The following is a 15,702-nucleotide window of genomic DNA, read 5'->3' on the forward strand; positions in this document are numbered from 1 at the left end:
TCGCCGCATGTGACCACTTCAGGGCCGCTCGCCACCGGTGCCTCCCCTTGCTCCCCGCACGTCCCCTTCTCCCGGAAACGCTACCTGGCGGCACCGACAGCGGCCCCCGCGGGGTTCAGAACCTCTTTTTTCAGGCTCGGTTCTCCCTCGGCTACCGCTCGGAGGTGCCCCCGGGGCCATGCCGTTCGGGACGGGCGCACAACGCGGCGGCCGCTGCCTGCGAGCAGGCAGCGGCCGCGGTGCGGGGGGTGGCGGTCTTCGGTGGTCAGCAGCGGTAGTCGACCAGGTCGAACGAGGCGTAGTGGTCGGCCGTGTAGTAGTCCTCGTCCGTCTTCTTCCCCGTCACGATGCGGCGGGCGCCGCGGGTGTCGGAGCCGGGGGTCTTGACGGTGTACTCGTGGTAATAACCGCTGGACTGGGACGGGAGGATGCCCTCCCGGTTCTGGAAGACGGTCCCGTCCTGCGGGTACGGGAAGGGGCCGCCGGACGTGATCAGGTCGAGCGTGTCATGGGCCTGTGACGGCAGGTCGGAGTAGCAGATGTCGCCGACGGCCGCGATCTGGAGGACCGACGAGGCGGCCTGGGGCGCGAGCGGGGTGGCCGTGGCGGACGCGACGGCCGGGCCGCCGATGAGAAGGCTCGAGGCGAGCGCGCCGAGCACACCGATGCGGGCGATCCGTGGGGGGATTCTCATACCCGATAGCATGACGCGCGTAGACCCTGACATGTCAATGCCAAGTCGAAGGTGTTTCCCCGGAGTTCACAAGACCCGCGCGAAGCGCCAGGAGAAGTGATGAAGACGTAACGTCCGCGCGACCTTTGGGCCCAGCTCGACCGGTTGTGCCTGCTCGGCCCGGCGCCATGGCCCCGGACGAAGGTTCCTTGAAGCCCGGCAGCTCAGCGAACAAATAATCGGTTGCCTGTTGGCGATGGGGGTGGATGCAATGTCCGGCATGGTCGCCCAGGTGCGCCCGCCACGGCGAGATGAGATGGACGAGATGAACGCGTACTGCCGGGCCTTACCACTCTGCGATCCGGGCAAACCGCCACCGAATCGTCACGCGGGAGACGCCAACACATGAATACGCCACCATCGCCATCTGGACCGGAGTGGACTGACGGATCGTCCGTCCGGATCGGCGTTCTCGTTCCGCTGACTCGGCCCGGCTGGGTCGAGGCAGGCCGGCACTTGCTCGCCGGCCTCGAGCTGGCCGTTCGCGAAGTCAATGACGCCGGCGGGATCGGTGGAAGGCCACTCGAGCTGGTGGTCCGAGACACCGCGGCCGATCCACAGAGGGCCGCGGCGGCCGTGGATGAATTGGCTCGCCTGGGCGTGGCTGCGTTGGCGGGGGAGTATCACAGCGTCGTCGCTCGCGCGGCCGCCGGCCGGGCCGACGCCCTCGGCCTGCCGTTCCTCTGCTCGTCAGCGGTTCTCGACGCGCTCACCGAACAGCCGACGGAATGGGTCGCGCGCCTCTCCCCGCCGCAGTCCCGCGGCTGGCAGGTCTACGCGGACTTCCTCCTCGGCGCGGGCCACAGCCGAATCGCCGTAGCAACCCAGCCGAGTGTCTACTGGGCAGCTGGGACCCGCATTCTGCGGGACTACCTCACTCCACGCGGCGGCAGCGTCATCGAACTCGACATGAACGCTCTCACCCCCACAGCCGTGTGCGACAAGCTCGTCGAGAACCGCGCGACCGCCCTCCTTCTGCTGGTCGGCCACCCGGAGCCGGCCGTACCGATCGTCAAGTCCGTCCGCCACGACCAGCGCCTCGCCGAGATCATGATTGGCGCTCCAGCCGGGCAACCGGAGTTCGCCGAATGGGTGACGTTGCTGGGCGACGACGGCGCCGCGATCCCGTTCTTGCGCTACCTGCCCGAGCGCCTCGGCCCACTCGGTGCACGAGTCGAGACGGCCCTCCGCGAGCGGCTGGCCGAAGCACCCTCCTTCGTCGCCTTCGAGGGCTACGACACGGTCGCCGTCCTCGCCGATGTGCTGCGTTCTCACGGCGCGGACCGGGCGCGCACTGCCGAATCCTGGCCGCGCGTCGCGGTCGAAGGCACCCGCGGGCAGATCCAGTTCTCCCGCACGCCGGGCATCAGCGTTTGGCAATGGGCTTGGACGCCGATCCAAGTCGTTGATCGAGATCCGGCGGAACCCGATCGCTTTCGGATCCTTCACGCCGGCTGAGAGAGCAGTCTTGCCTCAGAGGCAAAACTTTTGCCCGAGAGGCGAAAGCTGGCTATACCGGAGACATGACCCCGTCCCCCGAGGGGCCCGCCGACGGGCCCTCCGCAGAGCTGCCCTCCGTCGCCCCCCGCCTGCGCGACCTGCGGCGGCGCAGCGGCCTGACGCTGGAAGCCGCCGCCCGGCTGGCCGGGCTCTCGCCCGCGCATCTGTCCCGCCTGGAGACCGCCCGGCGCCAGCCGTCGCTCCCGATGCTGCTGGCCTTGGCCCGTACCTACGCCACCACGGTATCCGACCTCCTCGGCGAGGTCTCGCCCGAGCGGGACCCGATCCTGCGGGCCGACCGGATGGCAGCCTCACAGGCGGGCGGCTGGACGTACTGGCGGGCCGGCAGCCCCGGCCGGGCCATGCAGGCGCTGCGGGTACACGTACCGGCGGGGACCGGCCCACAGGAGGACCTGGTGCGGGTCCATCCGGGCGAGGAGTGGCTGTACGTCACCCAGGGGCGGCTGCGGCTGACGCTCGGCGAGACCGTCCATGTGCTCGGCGTCGGCGACGCGGCCCACTTCGACTCGCTGACCCCGCACCGCATAGCCGCCGCCTCGCCCGGCGGCACGGATCTGCTGTTCGTCCACACACTGCTGCAGAGCGGCACGGCCGAGCTGTGCCTCGGCGACGCCGTCCGCGGAGGGAGACACCAGGCACCATGACAGACGCCGACAACACCCTGGGCCCCGCGACGACGGGCGGCGCGGCGCACGGGGCCGCGCCGAACGGCGAGGCCGTGCAGGAGGAGGACCGGGCGCCGATGGGGCTCTCCATCCGCGTCTTCATCTACCTCGTCGGCGTCCACTTCATCGCCGCGTTTCTCTTTCTGCTGTTCTACCTGGCCGGGGCGAAATAGCCCGGCCCGCCCAAACGGCCCGGCCCCTCCAGGGCAGCCGCGTCACCCCGCGGCAGCGCCGTCACCCCGCGTGGGTGGAGAACAGCCCGCCGGTCGGGCCCTGCTTGTCGCCGCCCTGCGCCTTCTTCAGCGCGTTCGCCAAGCCCTCCATGGTCAGCGACTGCAGGATCACCCGGCCATTGCCCTCCAGCGTGGCCAGGGACAGGCCCTCGCCGCCGAACACGGCGTTCATCAGGCCCTGGCGGTTGAGCCCGCCGATGCGCTGGACGCCGTACTGGATGCCGTCCTCGAAGGCCACGATGCAGCCCGTGTCGACCTCGATCCGGCCACCGAAGTCGGCGGGGTCGAGGTCGATGAAGTTGCCCGCGCCGCAGATGATCACCGTGCCGCGCCCGGTGAACTTCTCCAGAATGAACCCCTCGCCACCACTGCGCCCCGTCCTGCCGCCCTGGAAGGCGATGCCGAACTCCACGGTCGACTCGGCCGCCACGAAGGCGTCCTTCTCCGCGAACCAGGCGCGGCCGCCGTCCAGCTCCAGCGCGCGCATCTCCCCGGGCAGCACCCCCGCGAAGCCGACGGTGCCCTCGCCGCCGGTCGAGGTGAAGTACTGGAAGGCGACCGACTCCCCCGCCAGCGCCCGCTGGCCCACCTGCATGGCGGTGCCCATGGCCTGGCGCAGCATGCCGCCCATCCCACCCCCCGTTCCGCCACCCCCGCCGCCGCTGCCCCCGGCGGCCTGTCCGCCGCCCGGCCCGGGCCCGGACAGCCGGGTCTCCATCGTCACGTTCGCCGTCTTGAACAGGAACTTCCCGGCCTCGCAGTAGACGGTCTGGCCGGGCTGGAGGCTGCAGACCGCCATCTGCATCGCATTGCCGACGATCTCTTGGCGCAAGGTCACAGCAGGACTCCTCGGTACGGACATGGCGGATATATCGCAAAGTAACAGGGGATCGCCTGGTCAACGTTCGACCCGAAGCCCTGGGTTCCGCCAATAAAACGCAATCCCGGTCACAGGCCGACGGGCACAATCCCGATCATGGACATGGACACAGACATGGACTGGACATGGCTCGGGCCACCCCTGGACGTGCGCCCCCTCTTCCCCGTCGACCGCCGCGCCCTGCTCGACCTGCTGGCCGCCCTGGACCCGGCCGACTGGCGGCGCCCCACCGGCTGCCCCGGGTGGGAGGTGCACGACGTGGTCGCCCACCTCCTCCACGACCACCTCCGTCGGCTGTCCGGCGGCCGCGACGGGCACCCGGGGCCGCCGTTCGGCCCCGGCGAGACGCTGCCGCAGTTCATCACCCGGACCAACGAGGCCTTCGTCCGCGGCTCCCGGCAGCTCAGCCCGCGCGTGCTGACCGATCTGCTGGCCACGCTCGGCCCGCAGCTCGATGACTTCTGGTCCGGCCTCGACCCGGCCGCGCCCGCCGGCCTGGACGTGTCCTGGGCGGCCCCCGGGACGCCCGCCCCGAACTGGCTGGACACGGCCCGTGAGTACACCGAGTTCTGGGTCCATCAGCAGCAGATCCGCGACGCCGTGAACCGACCGGGCGCCACCGAACCCGAGCTGCTGCACCCGGTGCTCGACACCTTTCTGCGCGCCCTCCCGCACACCCTGCGCGACCACCCGGCCCAGGACGGCACGGCGGTACGGGTCCTGGTGCCCGGCCCGGCAGGCGGGACATGGGCGGCGGTGCGCGAGGGCGCCCGCTGGGCGCTTCGCACCCTTGCCACCCCGGACGACCGCCCCGCCACCCCGGCCACCGCCGAGGCCGAGGTCGACGCGGACACGCTGTGGCGGCTGGCCACGCGCGGGATCACCCCGAGAGACGCGCGGTCCCGGGCCACGACGCGCGGCGACGAGGAGCTGGCGCGTGCCGCGCTGACCCTCCTCTCGATCGTCCGCGAGCCCGACCCGGAAGCCAACTGAAGGAAATTTTCCGGCCCTTGTGACAGATCCGCGGCGATGGCAGCGTCTACAAGGTGGTCGGCCGTACTTCTTCGGCGGCCATCGGACTCGGCCCCCACTACTGGGCCCGGGGTCCGAGCTGATCGATTCACCGAGAGGGGGAGCCGTCGATGACCGCAGTCGACGACGCCTTCCCGCGCGACCCCGCGGCGCACCACCGAGCGGAGCGCCGGACCACCCAGGTCCACGCCGCCCATCCCACCGCCCGCGAGGTCACCTCCGGCGGCCGCCCGACGCTGCGCCACACCGTCGGGCCCCGACCGCCGGCCCACCAGTCCGCCGCCCCGGCGACGGCGCACGCCGCCAGCGTCGCGCCCGTGCCCGGGAGGTCCGCATGAACGAGGAGGAGTTCGACGCGCGGGCGGATTTCAAGGCCTGGTGTCGCGAACACACCGGGCCGCTCCGGCTGACCGCGCGTCGGCACGCTCGTGACCACCAGGCCGCGGACGACGCCGTACAACACGTACTGGAGAGCTTCTGGAAGAAATGGGATGACGCGGACCTTCGCCGAAAGGTCAAGAGCACACCCGGATACGCCCAGCGCTGCGTGATCAACGCCTGGCGCTCCATGGAGCGCAGCGAGACCGCGGAGCGCGAGCGTCTCAAGAAATACGCCTCCGGCGAGCTGGTGCCGGAAACGCAGGACCTCTACTCCGACATCGAGTGGAAGCTGAGCCTTCCGCCCATGCTGGAAATGCTCAATCCCACCTGGCGTTCAGTCATTGAACTGCGGTACCAGCAGGGCAGGTCGTTCCCCGAGATCGCCGCGATCATGGGAATCTCGGAGTCGACCGCCCGCCGATTCGACAAGAGGGCGCTTATCGCCCTCGCGGAAGCCGAACGGGCGTGGGGAGAGAAAGGAGGCGGGGATGGACGTCTTTGAACGTCTCGCCCTGGCATCCCAGCACGCTTCCCCGGATTCGGTTCGGCCCGACGCTGAGACCTTCCTGGCTCGGGTGTTTCCCGAGTTGGAATTCGTCTCTTCACCGGTTTCCGCTACGGGGACCGGCCGCGCCGCGGCCGGCCCCCGGCGGGCCGAATCCAAGGAGGACCTCGTTCAGGAGTACGCGATTCCGCCCGGCGCCAGCCGGGCGGAGTTGCTGGACGAGCTGCAAGAGATCACTCGAGACGACCCTGGAATGGAGGGTGCCCGACTCCGACGCATCGCGGAAATCGTGGAGCTCTTGGACGGCGAAGAAGCGGCCTACGCGTGGTGGCGCCACGCAGCGCAGGCCGGCGACGAAGTAGCGGTCGCTGTCGTCGAGGAACTGCACGCGGAGCAAGAACTCTCGGGAGAACGACCCAGCGTTTTCCCGCTGATCGGTTCGCTCGGCCCTGCACAGGGGTCTTGGCCGAGCGAGACGTGACGAAACAAGTACGCGGGCTGTAACACGAGGTTACGGCGCGCGCTTCGGGGGAGGGGCCCGGTCTCGACCACAGGGGGGATTCGAGACCGGGCCCCGCCGTATTTCTTTCCCAGCTACGCCCATACTCTCTGACGGAATCTCCTCCCCGGCCGCGTCTCCTCTATGAAACCCATCGAGGAGGCAAGTCAGTGCATAGGAATCGCGGAATCCGGCGCAGGCGATGGACGGCCGGACGGAAATACGCGAAGCATGCGAAAAAAGGGCTCGGTATCGCGTTCGGCGCCACGATCAGTTCGCTGGTCAAGCTGGGCTGGGAGCATGTACGCCGGGAGTACGGCCTGTGAGGCATCCGTGGCGGAGAGGCGCTTCGGAAGATGGCACCCGAAGCAGTGACACGGGATCGGCTGGCAGCCGTTGCACGGGCCGCGCTGGGCGGCGGGCGGCGGCTGGAGGCGGTGGAACGGGTCGCGGGCGGCAGCACGAAGGGCGTGTACCGCCTGACGATGGACGACGCGACGACGGCGATCGCCTACCTGTGGGACGAGGCCGAGAACTACTGGCCGTCGGCCGAGGGTGACGACGACCTCACCGAGCCGTTCTCGCCCGGCGTCGGGCTCGACCTGGTCATGGACCGGCTCGCGGAGGCGCTGGAGGCGATGCGGCGCCACCGGGCACCCGCGTACGGCAAGGTGGCCGTGGTCGACAGCGGAGGGACCTCACGCGGAACGTCATGCGAGGGGGTCGTTCTCAAGCGCGCGCTGCGGGACCTCGCCGAAGCGGCCTCGCGCGACCCGAGGGTCGCCGGCGCCCGCGACCGGTTGGAGGAGCGACTGCGGAAACTGGCGGCGCGGGTACGGCCTCGCGCGGAGTACGCGGTCGTGCACGGCGAGCTGGGACCAGGACATGTGCAGGTGGACGCGGACGGGCGTCCCGTGGTGATCGATATCGAGGGGCTGATGTACTTCGACGTCGAGTGGGAACATGTCCACCTGCGGATCCGCCTCCACGACGCGTACCGGCCACTGGCGGTGGGCGGACTGGACGAGGGCCGGCTCGCCCTCTACATGCTCGCGCAGCGGCTCTCGCTGACGGCTGGCCCGCTGCGCCTGCTCGACGGAGACTTTCCCAACCGGACGTTCATGGCGGGCATCGCCGAGTACAACCTGAAGCAGGCGCTGGCACTGGTTGGTGTCTGAGCGCCCCCGGCCTCTGATTCGGCGGCGACGGCGGACGGGCCATGGGTCTGTCGACCGGCCACAAGTCGAAGGCTGTCGCGTAGCCGGCGTCGACCAGGTGTCGGTCTGGCAGGAGGTCGCGCTCGGCGAGGTGTGCGTGGATCGGGGCGCCCAGGCGCACGTCCTGGACGGTGGAGTCGGTGGTGGCGACGTGCGTGAGCAGGGCCGCAAGCAGGCTCAGCCCGTCGGCGCCGATCTGCTCGATCAGCTCGGTCTGCTTCGTCTTCCCCCTTGGGCAGGCGGGTGTCTTCGAACCGGATCGCGCCCTTCGGAAACGCGGCCCGCGCCACCCGGGCCGTCTCCTCAGGGACCCCCGTCGATCTTCCCGGCGTGCAACGACACCGACGCCCTCCTTCGGCCCAGTGGCTTCGTTCGCTTCAAGTAGCAGCGAATGCCTGCCGGTTTGGGCAGCGGCTCCGGCACTCAGGCAACCGCAGGCTCGTTCCCGGCCGCACGACGGCGATTCCAGTACGCGACGGTCAGTACGGCCAGCAACGGCCCCCACAAGACCAGCGGCGCGTAGCAGAAATAGAACCAGGCAGCCTCCCAGCCACTGGCCCGGCTTGGGGCGTCGGCCGAAAGGGCGTCGCCTCGGATCGTGGTGCCCCTGATCTCGGAGACGATGAACAGGAGGGTGAACAGGAGGGTGAGGATCGTGGCCCCGATGGTGGCCGGGATGACCGCCGCCTTCATCGGGACCCGGCGGCCGCGCAGGAACGGAATCCAGCGCGGGAACACCTCGCCCCAGCGGGCGATCAGGCCGAACGCGGTAAATGCGAGGACTTCGGACAGGACCGACAGGAAGACGAGGTACGCCCGCTCGCCGATCCCGATCCCGTCGTCGAATGCGGCCGGGAGCCGCCAGATGCCGGCAGGCAGGACGGTGAACGGCACGGCGTAGGCCGCGAGTTTTATTCGTCGAGACACTCCGCCGACGGGCTCGTGGGCCGTCCGCCATGCGGCGCGGAGTCGTCCGGGGCGGACGGCAGACGGTTCTTCGGCGTGCCGGGGCGGCTGCATGTTCGGTCCTCGGTTCCGTGGGCGGGGGCTGACCCGTTCGGTAATGAAGATCCCAGTCGCGGGGTCGTTGGGAATCGCTCTGCGGGCGGACTCGGCTCCGCCGTACGTCGACGGAGAGGTGCGACCGAAGGATGACGGCAGGCAGCGTGGAGCCGTCACGAAGCCCTCTGCCGGAGCCGCTCAGGATTGCCCGTTCGTCCCCTCCTGGTGGAACAGGCACGGAGCGGGATCGACCACAGAGCAGAAATTGGGCCAGAACCACGGCTCATGAACAGAGCCGGCCCAGGATTCGCCAACAGTGTCCTTTAACTGGCGGGTACGACAACGGCCCCGCGCCTCAAGTGGCCGCCTCCCAGGGCCATCTGGCCCGTCTCCGCACCTCGGTCACCCCTCGCCCAGCTCCGCGTACCGCGCCGCGAGCCGCTGCGCGCCCGCCTCCGTCAGGGTGCCGTGCAGCCGCAGGCGGGCGACGCCGCCGTCCGGGAAGATGTCGATGCGGACGTGGGTGGCGGGCGGGGCCGCGGGGAGCCGGAAGCGGTGGATGGTGTCGGGCTGGAGGGCGGTGCGGGGCAGGAGTTGGGTCCAGCCGGGGGCCGTGTGGTCGGCCGGGTCGGCGCCGGAGGTGGCGTCGAGGGCGTAGAGGGCCGCCCAGCCCGGCGCGTTGCCCTTGTAGCAGCCGGTGTCGATCTCGACGGCCCGGATCCGGGCCTGTTCGGTGAGCCGGTAGCGGACCCAGTCGTGGCCCTGGTCGCGGCGGCGGCGGGTCTCCCAGCCCTCGTCCATCTTGCGGGAGCGGCCGGGTTGGATGGAGTTGGCGGGCGGGGAGTAGAAGCGGTCGGAGGCGTCCTCGGCCGCGCCGCCGTTCTCCAGGGCGGCCACGTCGAAGGTGCCGAGCGCGGTGAGCCAGCCGGGGTCGGGGGCGGCCTCGCCGTGGACGCGGAGGCGGGCGATCCCGCCGTCGGGGTGCTGCTTGAGCCTGAGGTGGGTGAAGCGGCGTGCCACCGCGACCGCGAAGCCGTTGGCCGCGTGGCCGCCCACGGGGGTGCGGGGGACGAGTTCCGTCCACTCCACGTCGTCGGCGAGCAGTTCCTCGGGGGACGGGGTGCCCTCCAGCGACGTCGCCTCGACGCCGACCGACTGCGGGTAGTTGCCGCGGAAGTGGGCGGTGTCGACGACGATGCCGTGGATGACGCCGGGCGCGCCGAGGCGGATCAGGGCCCAGTCGTGGTCGTCGGCGGCGGGGTGCGGGTGCTCGGCCGAGGCGCCGCGCCGCCGGCGGGTCTCCCAGCCGTCCATGACCTTGCCCTTGTGGCCGAAGGCCTCGGGGTCGAAGTGCGGGGCCTCGGGCCGCAGCAGGTTCTCGCGCTCGGCGAAGAACTCGTCGTTGGCCGCGATGACGCTTCCGCCGAGCCGCCGGTCGGCCAGGTCCGCGAGGTGGGTGAAGGGGAGGTCCGCGGCGCGGTAGTCGGCGTACGGGTCGCCGCCGCCGTACGGGCTCGCGTCGCCGGTGAAGCGGGGGATCGGCGCGGTCATGAGCTGTGCTGCCTTTCGAGGAGTCGGCCGGTGGGCTCGGTGGGTTCGGCCGGGGCGCCGTGGTCGGCGATCTTCCGGCCGCGCAGCCAGGTGGACCGTACGACGCCGTGGAGGGCTTTCCCGGCGTACGCGGTGACCTGATTGCGGTGGTGGAGCGCGGCCGGGTCGACGGTGAAGGTCGCCTCGGGCGCGAGGACGGCGAAGTCGGCGTCGCGCCCGGGCTCGATGGCGCCCTTGTGCGCGAGGCCCACCAGTGCGGCGGGGGCGGTGGACATCCAGCGCGCGAGATCCGGGAGCGTACGGCCGCGCCGCCGCGCCTCGGTCCAGACGGCGGGGAGGCCGAGCTGGAGGGAGGAGATGCCGCCCCAGGCCTGCCCGAAGTCGCCGACCTTGAGGTCCGCGGTGCACGGCGAGTGGTCGGAGACGACGCAGTCGATGGTGCCGTCGGCCAGGCCCTGCCACAGCGCGTCCTGGTTGGCGGCCTCGCGGATGGGCGGGCAGCACTTGAACTCGGTGGCGCCGTCGGGGACTTCCTCGGCGGTCAGGGTGAGGAAGTGCGGGCAGGTCTCCACCGTGACCTCGACGCCCTCGCGCCGGGCGGCGGCGATCAGCGGGAGGGCTTCGGCGGAGGACAGATGCAGGATGTGCACGCGGGCGGCGTGTTTCCGCGCGAGCTCGATCAGTCCCGCGATGGCCCGGTTCTCGGCCTCGCGCGGGCGCGAGGCGAGGAAGTCGGCGTAGCGCGGGCCGCTGGGGCTCGGGGCCCGGTCGATCAGCTGGGGGTCCTCGGCGTGGACGATGAGCAGGCCGCCGAAGCCCGCGATCGCGCCGAGCGCCGCGTCGAGTTCGGCGGGGGCGAGCTGGGGGAACTCGTCCACGCCGGAGTGGAGCAGAAAGCATTTGAAGCCGAGGACACCGGCGTCGTGCAGCGGCTTCAGGTCCCGTACGTTGCCGGGGACGGCGCCGCCCCAGAAGCCGATGTCGATGTGGGCCGAGGCGCGGGCGACGGCGCGCTTGATCTCCAGCGCCCGGACGGTGGTGGTCGGCGGGACGCTGTTGAGCGGCATGTCGACGAGGGTGGTGACGCCGCCGGCCGCGGCCGCGCGGGTGGCGGACGCGAACCCCTCCCACTCGGTGCGGCCGGGGTCGTTGACGTGGACGTGGGTGTCGACGAGGCCGGGGAGGAGGACGTCGTCCGCGAAGTCCTCCAGGCGGGCCGCGGGTGGGACGGCGGTGTCGTACGGCAGGACGGCCGAGATCGTTCCGTCCGCCGTGGAGACGGCGACCGATGCCGCGCGCATCCCCTCCGGGGTCACCACGCGGGTTGAGCGCAACACCAGGTCCGGATCCGCGTCTGACACCCGCGCCCTCCGTTTCTCGGCAGATCTCGGCAGACTCTTCAGATCAGCATGATTCTTCCGCGAAGCGGAAAGAACTTTCTGTTACAGGAGTCTTCACTGAGCCGCCCGCCGGGTCAAGACCCCACCGACCGTGGCCCCGGCACAAGACGATCGTCCATAGAATGGAAGGCGATTTTCGGAGCGCAGAACGTGGCCGGCCGGGGGCAGGTAGGCTGCCCGTTGGCCGGTCGGCCGGGGCGAGTCAGCCGCGCGAGGGCCGGCCTCATCCGCCGCGAAAGGAACCGTCGACGTGCCGTCCGCCGAGCCCAAGACAGCCGCTGCCAACTCCGGCGGCGTCCAGTCCCTCGAGCGCGCCTTCGATCTGCTCGAGCGGATGGCCGACGCCGGGGGCGAGGTCGGGCTGAGCGAGCTCTCCGGCAGCAGCGGGCTTCCGCTGCCCACCATCCACCGCCTGATGCGCACCCTGGTCGCCTGCGGCTATGTACGCCAGCAGCCGAACCGCCGCTACGCGCTGGGCCCCCGGCTGATCCGGCTCGGCGAGAGTGCCTCCCGGCTGCTGGGCACCTGGGCCCGGCCATACCTGGCGCGGTTGGTGGAGGAGACCGGCGAGACCGCGAACATGGCACTGCTGGACGGCGACGAGGTGGTGTACGTCGCGCAGGTGCCCTCGCGCCACTCGATGCGGATGTTCACCGAGGTCGGGCGGCGGGTGCTGCCCCACACGACCGGCGTGGGCAAGGCGCTGCTCGCGGACACGCCGGCCGATGAGGTGCGCGCGCTGCTGGCCCGGACCGGCATGCCGGCCGCCACCCAGAAGACGATCACTTCGCCGGATGTCTTCCTGGAGGCCCTGGGCCGGGTGCGCGAGCTGGGCTACGCGGTGGACGACAACGAGCAGGAGATGGGCGTGCGCTGCCTCGCGGTGGCCGTGCCCGACTCGCCCACGTCGGCCGCCATCTCGATCTCGGGCCCGGCCGGGCGGGTGACGGACGAGGCCACAGAGGACATCGTGCCGATCCTCAAGGAGGTCGCGGCCGAGCTGTCCTCCGCGCTCGCCAGCGCGGGGTCTGCCTGACCGGACGGGCCACGCCCGACAGCGTCGGTACGGGGGCGCCGCCGGTGCCGTACCGAGCCGCACCGACGGCGCATCCCGTCCCTCAGCCCCTCCCCCCTGCCTGCGGCACGTCGCCGAAGAGGTCGATCGCCGCACGGACCCCCTTCAGCGCCGGCGCCAGTGCGCTCACCGAGCCGAGCGCGCCCGCGATGAGCAGCAGCGCACGGCGCAGCCGGGACACCTCGGGCACTCCCTCTCGCGCCATGGCGTCCAGCGCGGCGAGCTCGTCGTCCGCTATGGCCCGGTCCGGCAAGTCGGCCGGGTGGGCCGCGAGTTCGCGCCGCAACCGGGCGGCGGCCCGGCGCAGCTCCGCCGCTCTGGGATCCTCCTCGGTGCCGGCCACTCGCCTGTCTTCCACGACCGCGGAGCCCTCCACTGACCAGGCGCCAGGTGTCACCCGGCGCCTCATGTGATCGTCGGACATCACTGCCCTGCTCGCCCTCGCGCCCCTTTGCACGAAGCCTGCCCCCTTCTCCCCATGGCCCCTGGACGCGTCGATCGGACGCGAAGGGCCGCGGATCAGTTAACGCCACTCTGTGCGCGACACGCCATACGGAGAGCGAAAATCAGACCGGGTGCGATAGAGGAGAGAAAGAGGAGACAAGAGGGGGATCACGAAGGGATGAGCGGCAAGCAATGCCCACAGATCACACATCGCATGATAAATCGCAGGTCGTCGGGTTGCTGCTGGCCGCCGGCGGGGGCAGGCGGCTGGGCGGGCGGCCGAAGGCCCTGCTGGTCCACCGAGGCAGACCGCTGGTCGAGCATGCGGCGCGGGCGCTGCGGGAGGGCGGCTGCGACCGGGTGCACATCGTCCTGGGCGCGGCCGCCGAGGCCGTACGGGCGAAGGCCGAGCTCCCCGGGTGCACGCTGGTCGACAACCCGGACTGGGCCGAGGGCATGGGCTCCTCGCTGCGGGCCGGCCTCGCCTCGCTGACCGGTACGGGGGCGGGGGCGGCGCTGGTGATGCTCGTGGACCAGCCGGGGATCGGGGCCGCGGCGGTGGCCCGCGTGGCGGCGGCGTACGACTCGCCGTCGTGCCTGGCCGCGGCGGTGTACGGCGGGCGGCGGGGCCATCCGGTGCTGTTCGGCGCCGAGCGGTGGGCGGATGTCGCGGCGAGTGCGGTGGGCGATCGCGGGGCACGCGCCTACCTGAAGGCGCATCAGTCGGGGGTCACGCTCGTCGACTGCTCCGATATCGCCCGGCCCGACGACATCGACACCCCGGAGGACCTGGAGCGGCTGGAGTGAGCGACAGGTGAAGTGAGCGCGTGTGTCCAACAGAACGTTGAAGTTCCGCCATGAGGAAATTAGTATCCACTAGACAGAAGACAACAGGCAGAAGTCTATGTATGCCACCGTGTGTCGCCCGAGGAGTGACCGCCCATGTCCGCACCAGCACCGTCCCCGCTGGCCATCGTCGACGCCGAGCCGCTCGAGCGGCAGGGAGAGGTGCTGACCGACTCGGCCCTGGCCTTCCTGGCCGAGCTCCACCACCGCTTCACCCCGCGCCGCGACGAGCTCCTCGCGCGCCGCGCCGAACGCCGCGCCGAGATCGCCCGAACCGGCACCCTTGACTTCCTCGCGCAGACCGCACACATCCGCGAGGACCCCGACTGGCGCGTCGCCCCCGCCCCGGCCGCGCTCGACGACCGCCGGGTGGAGATCACCGGCCCCACCGACCGCAAGATGACCATCAACGCCCTCAACTCGGGCGCCAGGGTCTGGCTCGCCGACTTCGAGGACGCCTCCGCGCCGACCTGGGAGAACGTCGTCCTCGGCCAGCTCAACCTCAGCGACGCCTACGAGCGCCGCATCGACTTCACGACCCCCGAGGGCAAGGCGTACGCGCTGCGCCCCGCCGAAGAGCTCGCCACCGTCGTCGCCCGGCCGCGCGGCTGGCACCTGGACGAGCGCCATCTGCGGGCCGGTGACCGCGCCGTGCCCGGCGCCCTCGTCGACTTCGGGCTCTACTTCTTCCACAACGCCCGGCGCCTGCTCGACCAGGGCAAGGGCCCGTACTTCTACCTCCCCAAGACCGAGTCGCACCTCGAGGCCCGCCTCTGGAACGACATCTTCGTCTTCGCCCAGGACTACCTCGGCATCCCCCAGGGGACCGTCCGCGCCACCGTGCTCATCGAGACGATCACCGCCGCGTACGAGATGGAGGAGATCCTCTACGAGCTGCGCGACCACGCCTCCGGGCTGAACGCGGGGCGCTGGGACTACCTCTTCTCCATCGTCAAGAACTTCCGTGACGCCGGGGCCGACTTCGTCCTCCCCGACCGCAACGCCGTCACCATGACCGCCCCCTTCATGCGCGCCTACACCGAGCTGCTGGTCCGCACCTGCCACAAGCGCGGCGCCCACGCGATCGGCGGCATGGCGGCCTTCATCCCCTCCCGCCGCGACGCCGAGGTCAACGCCGTCGCGTTCGACAAGGTCAGGGCCGACAAGGACCGCGAGGCGAACGACGGCTTCGACGGCTCCTGGGTCGCCCACCCCGACCTGGTCCCGATCGCCCGCGCTTCGTTCGACGCGGTGCTCGGCGACAAGCCGCACCAGAAGGACCGGCTGCGCGAGGACGTCCGGGTCACGGCGGCCGAGCTGATCGACATCGCCTCCCTGGACGCCAAGCCCACCTCGGCGGGGCTGCGCAACGCGGTCCAGGTCGGCGTCCGCTACATCGAGGCCTGGCTGCGGGGCCTGGGCGCGGTCGCCATCTTCAACCTCATGGAGGACGCCGCCACGGCCGAGATCTCCCGCTCCCAGATCTGGCAGTGGATCAACGCGGGGGTCGTCTTCGAGAACGGCGAGAAGGCGACCGCCGGTCTGGTCCGCGCCATCGCGGCGGAGGAGCTGGCGGCGATCCGCGAGGAGATCGGGGCGGCGGCGTTCGCGGCGGGCAACTGGGAGCAGGCCCACGATCTGCTGCTCAAGGTCGCGCTGGACGAGGACTACGCCGAGTTCCTGACGCTGCCGGCGTACGAGCTGCTGCACTGAGCCCC

At 71.1% G+C, this 15,702-nt stretch carries 17 protein-coding genes; 11 read left to right on the top strand and 6 right to left on the bottom strand.

Annotated features, from left to right (window positions below; all coding sequences use genetic code 11):
- Positions 1-265: 265 nt before the first annotated feature.
- Positions 266-694, bottom strand: a complete 429-nt coding sequence (locus tag ACWY4P_RS12845; protein ID WP_456210668.1) for a ribonuclease domain-containing protein — start codon at positions 692-694, stop codon at positions 266-268.
- 384 nt (positions 695-1,078) lie between these two features.
- Between ACWY4P_RS12845 and ACWY4P_RS12850 the strand changes: the two genes are divergently transcribed.
- The 3 genes from ACWY4P_RS12850 (at position 1,079) to ACWY4P_RS12860 (ending at position 3,092) form a co-directional block, all read left to right on the top strand.
- Positions 1,079-2,191, top strand: a complete 1,113-nt coding sequence (locus ACWY4P_RS12850; RefSeq protein ID WP_456210669.1) for an ABC transporter substrate-binding protein — start codon at positions 1,079-1,081, stop codon at positions 2,189-2,191.
- Between the two features lie 65 nt (positions 2,192-2,256).
- On the top strand, positions 2,257-2,898 hold the full coding sequence (locus ACWY4P_RS12855; protein ID WP_456210670.1) for a helix-turn-helix domain-containing protein: 642 nt from the start codon (positions 2,257-2,259) through the stop codon (positions 2,896-2,898).
- On the top strand, positions 2,895-3,092 hold the full coding sequence (locus ACWY4P_RS12860; protein WP_456210671.1) for a DUF6126 family protein: 198 nt from the start codon (positions 2,895-2,897) through the stop codon (positions 3,090-3,092). Before ACWY4P_RS12855 ends, ACWY4P_RS12860 begins: the two co-directional genes overlap by 4 nt.
- 61 nt (positions 3,093-3,153) lie before the next feature.
- Here ACWY4P_RS12860 and ACWY4P_RS12865 read toward each other — a convergent pair whose 3' ends face one another.
- Positions 3,154-3,990: an AIM24 family protein gene (locus tag ACWY4P_RS12865; protein ID WP_456210672.1), complete on the bottom strand. Its 837-nt coding sequence runs from the start codon at positions 3,988-3,990 to the stop codon at positions 3,154-3,156.
- A 138-nt stretch (positions 3,991-4,128) separates the two neighbouring features.
- Here ACWY4P_RS12865 and ACWY4P_RS12870 point away from each other — a divergent pair, with 138 nt between their 5' ends.
- The 5 genes from ACWY4P_RS12870 (at position 4,129) to ACWY4P_RS12890 (ending at position 7,627) form a co-directional block, all read left to right on the top strand.
- Entirely contained in the window at positions 4,129-5,025 is an 897-nt protein-coding gene (locus tag ACWY4P_RS12870) for a maleylpyruvate isomerase family mycothiol-dependent enzyme (RefSeq protein WP_456210673.1), read from the top strand.
- Positions 5,026-5,174: 149 nt separating this feature from the next.
- Positions 5,175-5,402 carry a hypothetical protein gene (locus ACWY4P_RS12875; RefSeq protein ID WP_456210674.1) on the top strand — a complete coding sequence of 76 codons (228 nt, stop codon included), beginning with the start codon at positions 5,175-5,177 and terminating at the stop codon, positions 5,400-5,402.
- Positions 5,399-5,947, top strand: a complete 549-nt coding sequence (locus ACWY4P_RS12880) for an RNA polymerase sigma factor (RefSeq protein ID WP_456210675.1) — start codon at positions 5,399-5,401, stop codon at positions 5,945-5,947. Before ACWY4P_RS12875 ends, ACWY4P_RS12880 begins: the two co-directional genes overlap by 4 nt.
- Entirely contained in the window at positions 5,934-6,431 is a 498-nt protein-coding gene (locus ACWY4P_RS12885; protein ID WP_456210676.1) for a hypothetical protein, read from the top strand. The genes ACWY4P_RS12880 and ACWY4P_RS12885 overlap by 14 nt, the downstream gene beginning before the upstream one ends.
- 374 nt (positions 6,432-6,805) lie before the next feature.
- A complete protein-coding gene (locus tag ACWY4P_RS12890) occupies positions 6,806-7,627 on the top strand; it encodes a phosphotransferase (protein ID WP_456210677.1) in 822 nt (273 codons plus the stop codon).
- A gap of 462 nt (positions 7,628-8,089) precedes the next feature.
- Here ACWY4P_RS12890 and ACWY4P_RS12895 read toward each other — a convergent pair whose 3' ends face one another.
- From ACWY4P_RS12895 to allB, 3 genes are all read right to left on the bottom strand, one after another.
- Positions 8,090-8,686 carry a hypothetical protein gene (locus tag ACWY4P_RS12895; protein WP_456210678.1) on the bottom strand — a complete coding sequence of 199 codons (597 nt, stop codon included), beginning with the start codon at positions 8,684-8,686 and terminating at the stop codon, positions 8,090-8,092.
- A gap of 384 nt (positions 8,687-9,070) precedes the next feature.
- Positions 9,071-10,219 carry an allantoicase gene (gene alc, locus ACWY4P_RS12900; RefSeq protein ID WP_456210679.1) on the bottom strand — a complete coding sequence of 383 codons (1,149 nt, stop codon included), beginning with the start codon at positions 10,217-10,219 and terminating at the stop codon, positions 9,071-9,073.
- Complete coding sequence (gene allB / locus ACWY4P_RS12905; protein WP_456212906.1) at positions 10,216-11,520, bottom strand: allantoinase AllB; 1,305 nt, start codon at positions 11,518-11,520, stop codon at positions 10,216-10,218. Before allB ends, alc begins: the two co-directional genes overlap by 4 nt.
- Before the next feature lie 349 nt (positions 11,521-11,869).
- Here allB and ACWY4P_RS12910 point away from each other — a divergent pair, with 349 nt between their 5' ends.
- A complete protein-coding gene (locus ACWY4P_RS12910) occupies positions 11,870-12,655 on the top strand; it encodes an IclR family transcriptional regulator (protein ID WP_456210680.1) in 786 nt (261 codons plus the stop codon).
- Between the two features lie 82 nt (positions 12,656-12,737).
- Here ACWY4P_RS12910 and ACWY4P_RS12915 read toward each other — a convergent pair whose 3' ends face one another.
- Entirely contained in the window at positions 12,738-13,103 is a 366-nt protein-coding gene (locus ACWY4P_RS12915) for a DUF5955 family protein (protein WP_456212907.1), read from the bottom strand.
- A 227-nt stretch (positions 13,104-13,330) separates the two neighbouring features.
- Between ACWY4P_RS12915 and ACWY4P_RS12920 the strand changes: the two genes are divergently transcribed.
- Together ACWY4P_RS12920 and aceB are read left to right on the top strand one after the other, a co-directional pair.
- Entirely contained in the window at positions 13,331-13,945 is a 615-nt protein-coding gene (locus tag ACWY4P_RS12920; protein WP_456210681.1) for a nucleotidyltransferase family protein, read from the top strand.
- Between the two features lie 135 nt (positions 13,946-14,080).
- Positions 14,081-15,697: a malate synthase A gene (aceB, locus tag ACWY4P_RS12925; RefSeq protein ID WP_456210682.1), complete on the top strand. Its 1,617-nt coding sequence runs from the start codon at positions 14,081-14,083 to the stop codon at positions 15,695-15,697.
- The last annotated feature ends 5 nt before the right edge of the window (positions 15,698-15,702 follow it).

The sequence above is a fragment of the Streptomyces sp. LZ34 genome, from assembly GCF_053890475.1.

Coding starts and splice junctions, on each gene's coding strand:
- ACWY4P_RS12860 (WP_456210671.1), top strand. CDS start 2,895: ATGACAGACGCCGACAACACCCTGGGCCCCGCGACGACGGGCGGCGCG.
- ACWY4P_RS12855 (WP_456210670.1), top strand. CDS start 2,257: ATGACCCCGTCCCCCGAGGGGCCCGCCGACGGGCCCTCCGCAGAGCTG.
- ACWY4P_RS12875 (WP_456210674.1), top strand. CDS start 5,175: ATGACCGCAGTCGACGACGCCTTCCCGCGCGACCCCGCGGCGCACCAC.
- ACWY4P_RS12885 (WP_456210676.1), top strand. CDS start 5,934: ATGGACGTCTTTGAACGTCTCGCCCTGGCATCCCAGCACGCTTCCCCG.
- ACWY4P_RS12845 (WP_456210668.1), bottom strand. CDS start 694: ATGAGAATCCCCCCACGGATCGCCCGCATCGGTGTGCTCGGCGCGCTC.
- allB (WP_456212906.1), bottom strand. CDS start 11,520: ATGCGCGCGGCATCGGTCGCCGTCTCCACGGCGGACGGAACGATCTCG.
- ACWY4P_RS12895 (WP_456210678.1), bottom strand. CDS start 8,686: ATGCAGCCGCCCCGGCACGCCGAAGAACCGTCTGCCGTCCGCCCCGGA.
- ACWY4P_RS12870 (WP_456210673.1), top strand. CDS start 4,129: ATGGACATGGACACAGACATGGACTGGACATGGCTCGGGCCACCCCTG.
- aceB (WP_456210682.1), top strand. CDS start 14,081: ATGTCCGCACCAGCACCGTCCCCGCTGGCCATCGTCGACGCCGAGCCG.
- ACWY4P_RS12890 (WP_456210677.1), top strand. CDS start 6,806: ATGGCACCCGAAGCAGTGACACGGGATCGGCTGGCAGCCGTTGCACGG.
- ACWY4P_RS12880 (WP_456210675.1), top strand. CDS start 5,399: ATGAACGAGGAGGAGTTCGACGCGCGGGCGGATTTCAAGGCCTGGTGT.
- ACWY4P_RS12915 (WP_456212907.1), bottom strand. CDS start 13,103: ATGAGGCGCCGGGTGACACCTGGCGCCTGGTCAGTGGAGGGCTCCGCG.
- ACWY4P_RS12920 (WP_456210681.1), top strand. CDS start 13,331: ATGCCCACAGATCACACATCGCATGATAAATCGCAGGTCGTCGGGTTG.
- alc (WP_456210679.1), bottom strand. CDS start 10,219: ATGACCGCGCCGATCCCCCGCTTCACCGGCGACGCGAGCCCGTACGGC.
- ACWY4P_RS12850 (WP_456210669.1), top strand. CDS start 1,079: ATGAATACGCCACCATCGCCATCTGGACCGGAGTGGACTGACGGATCG.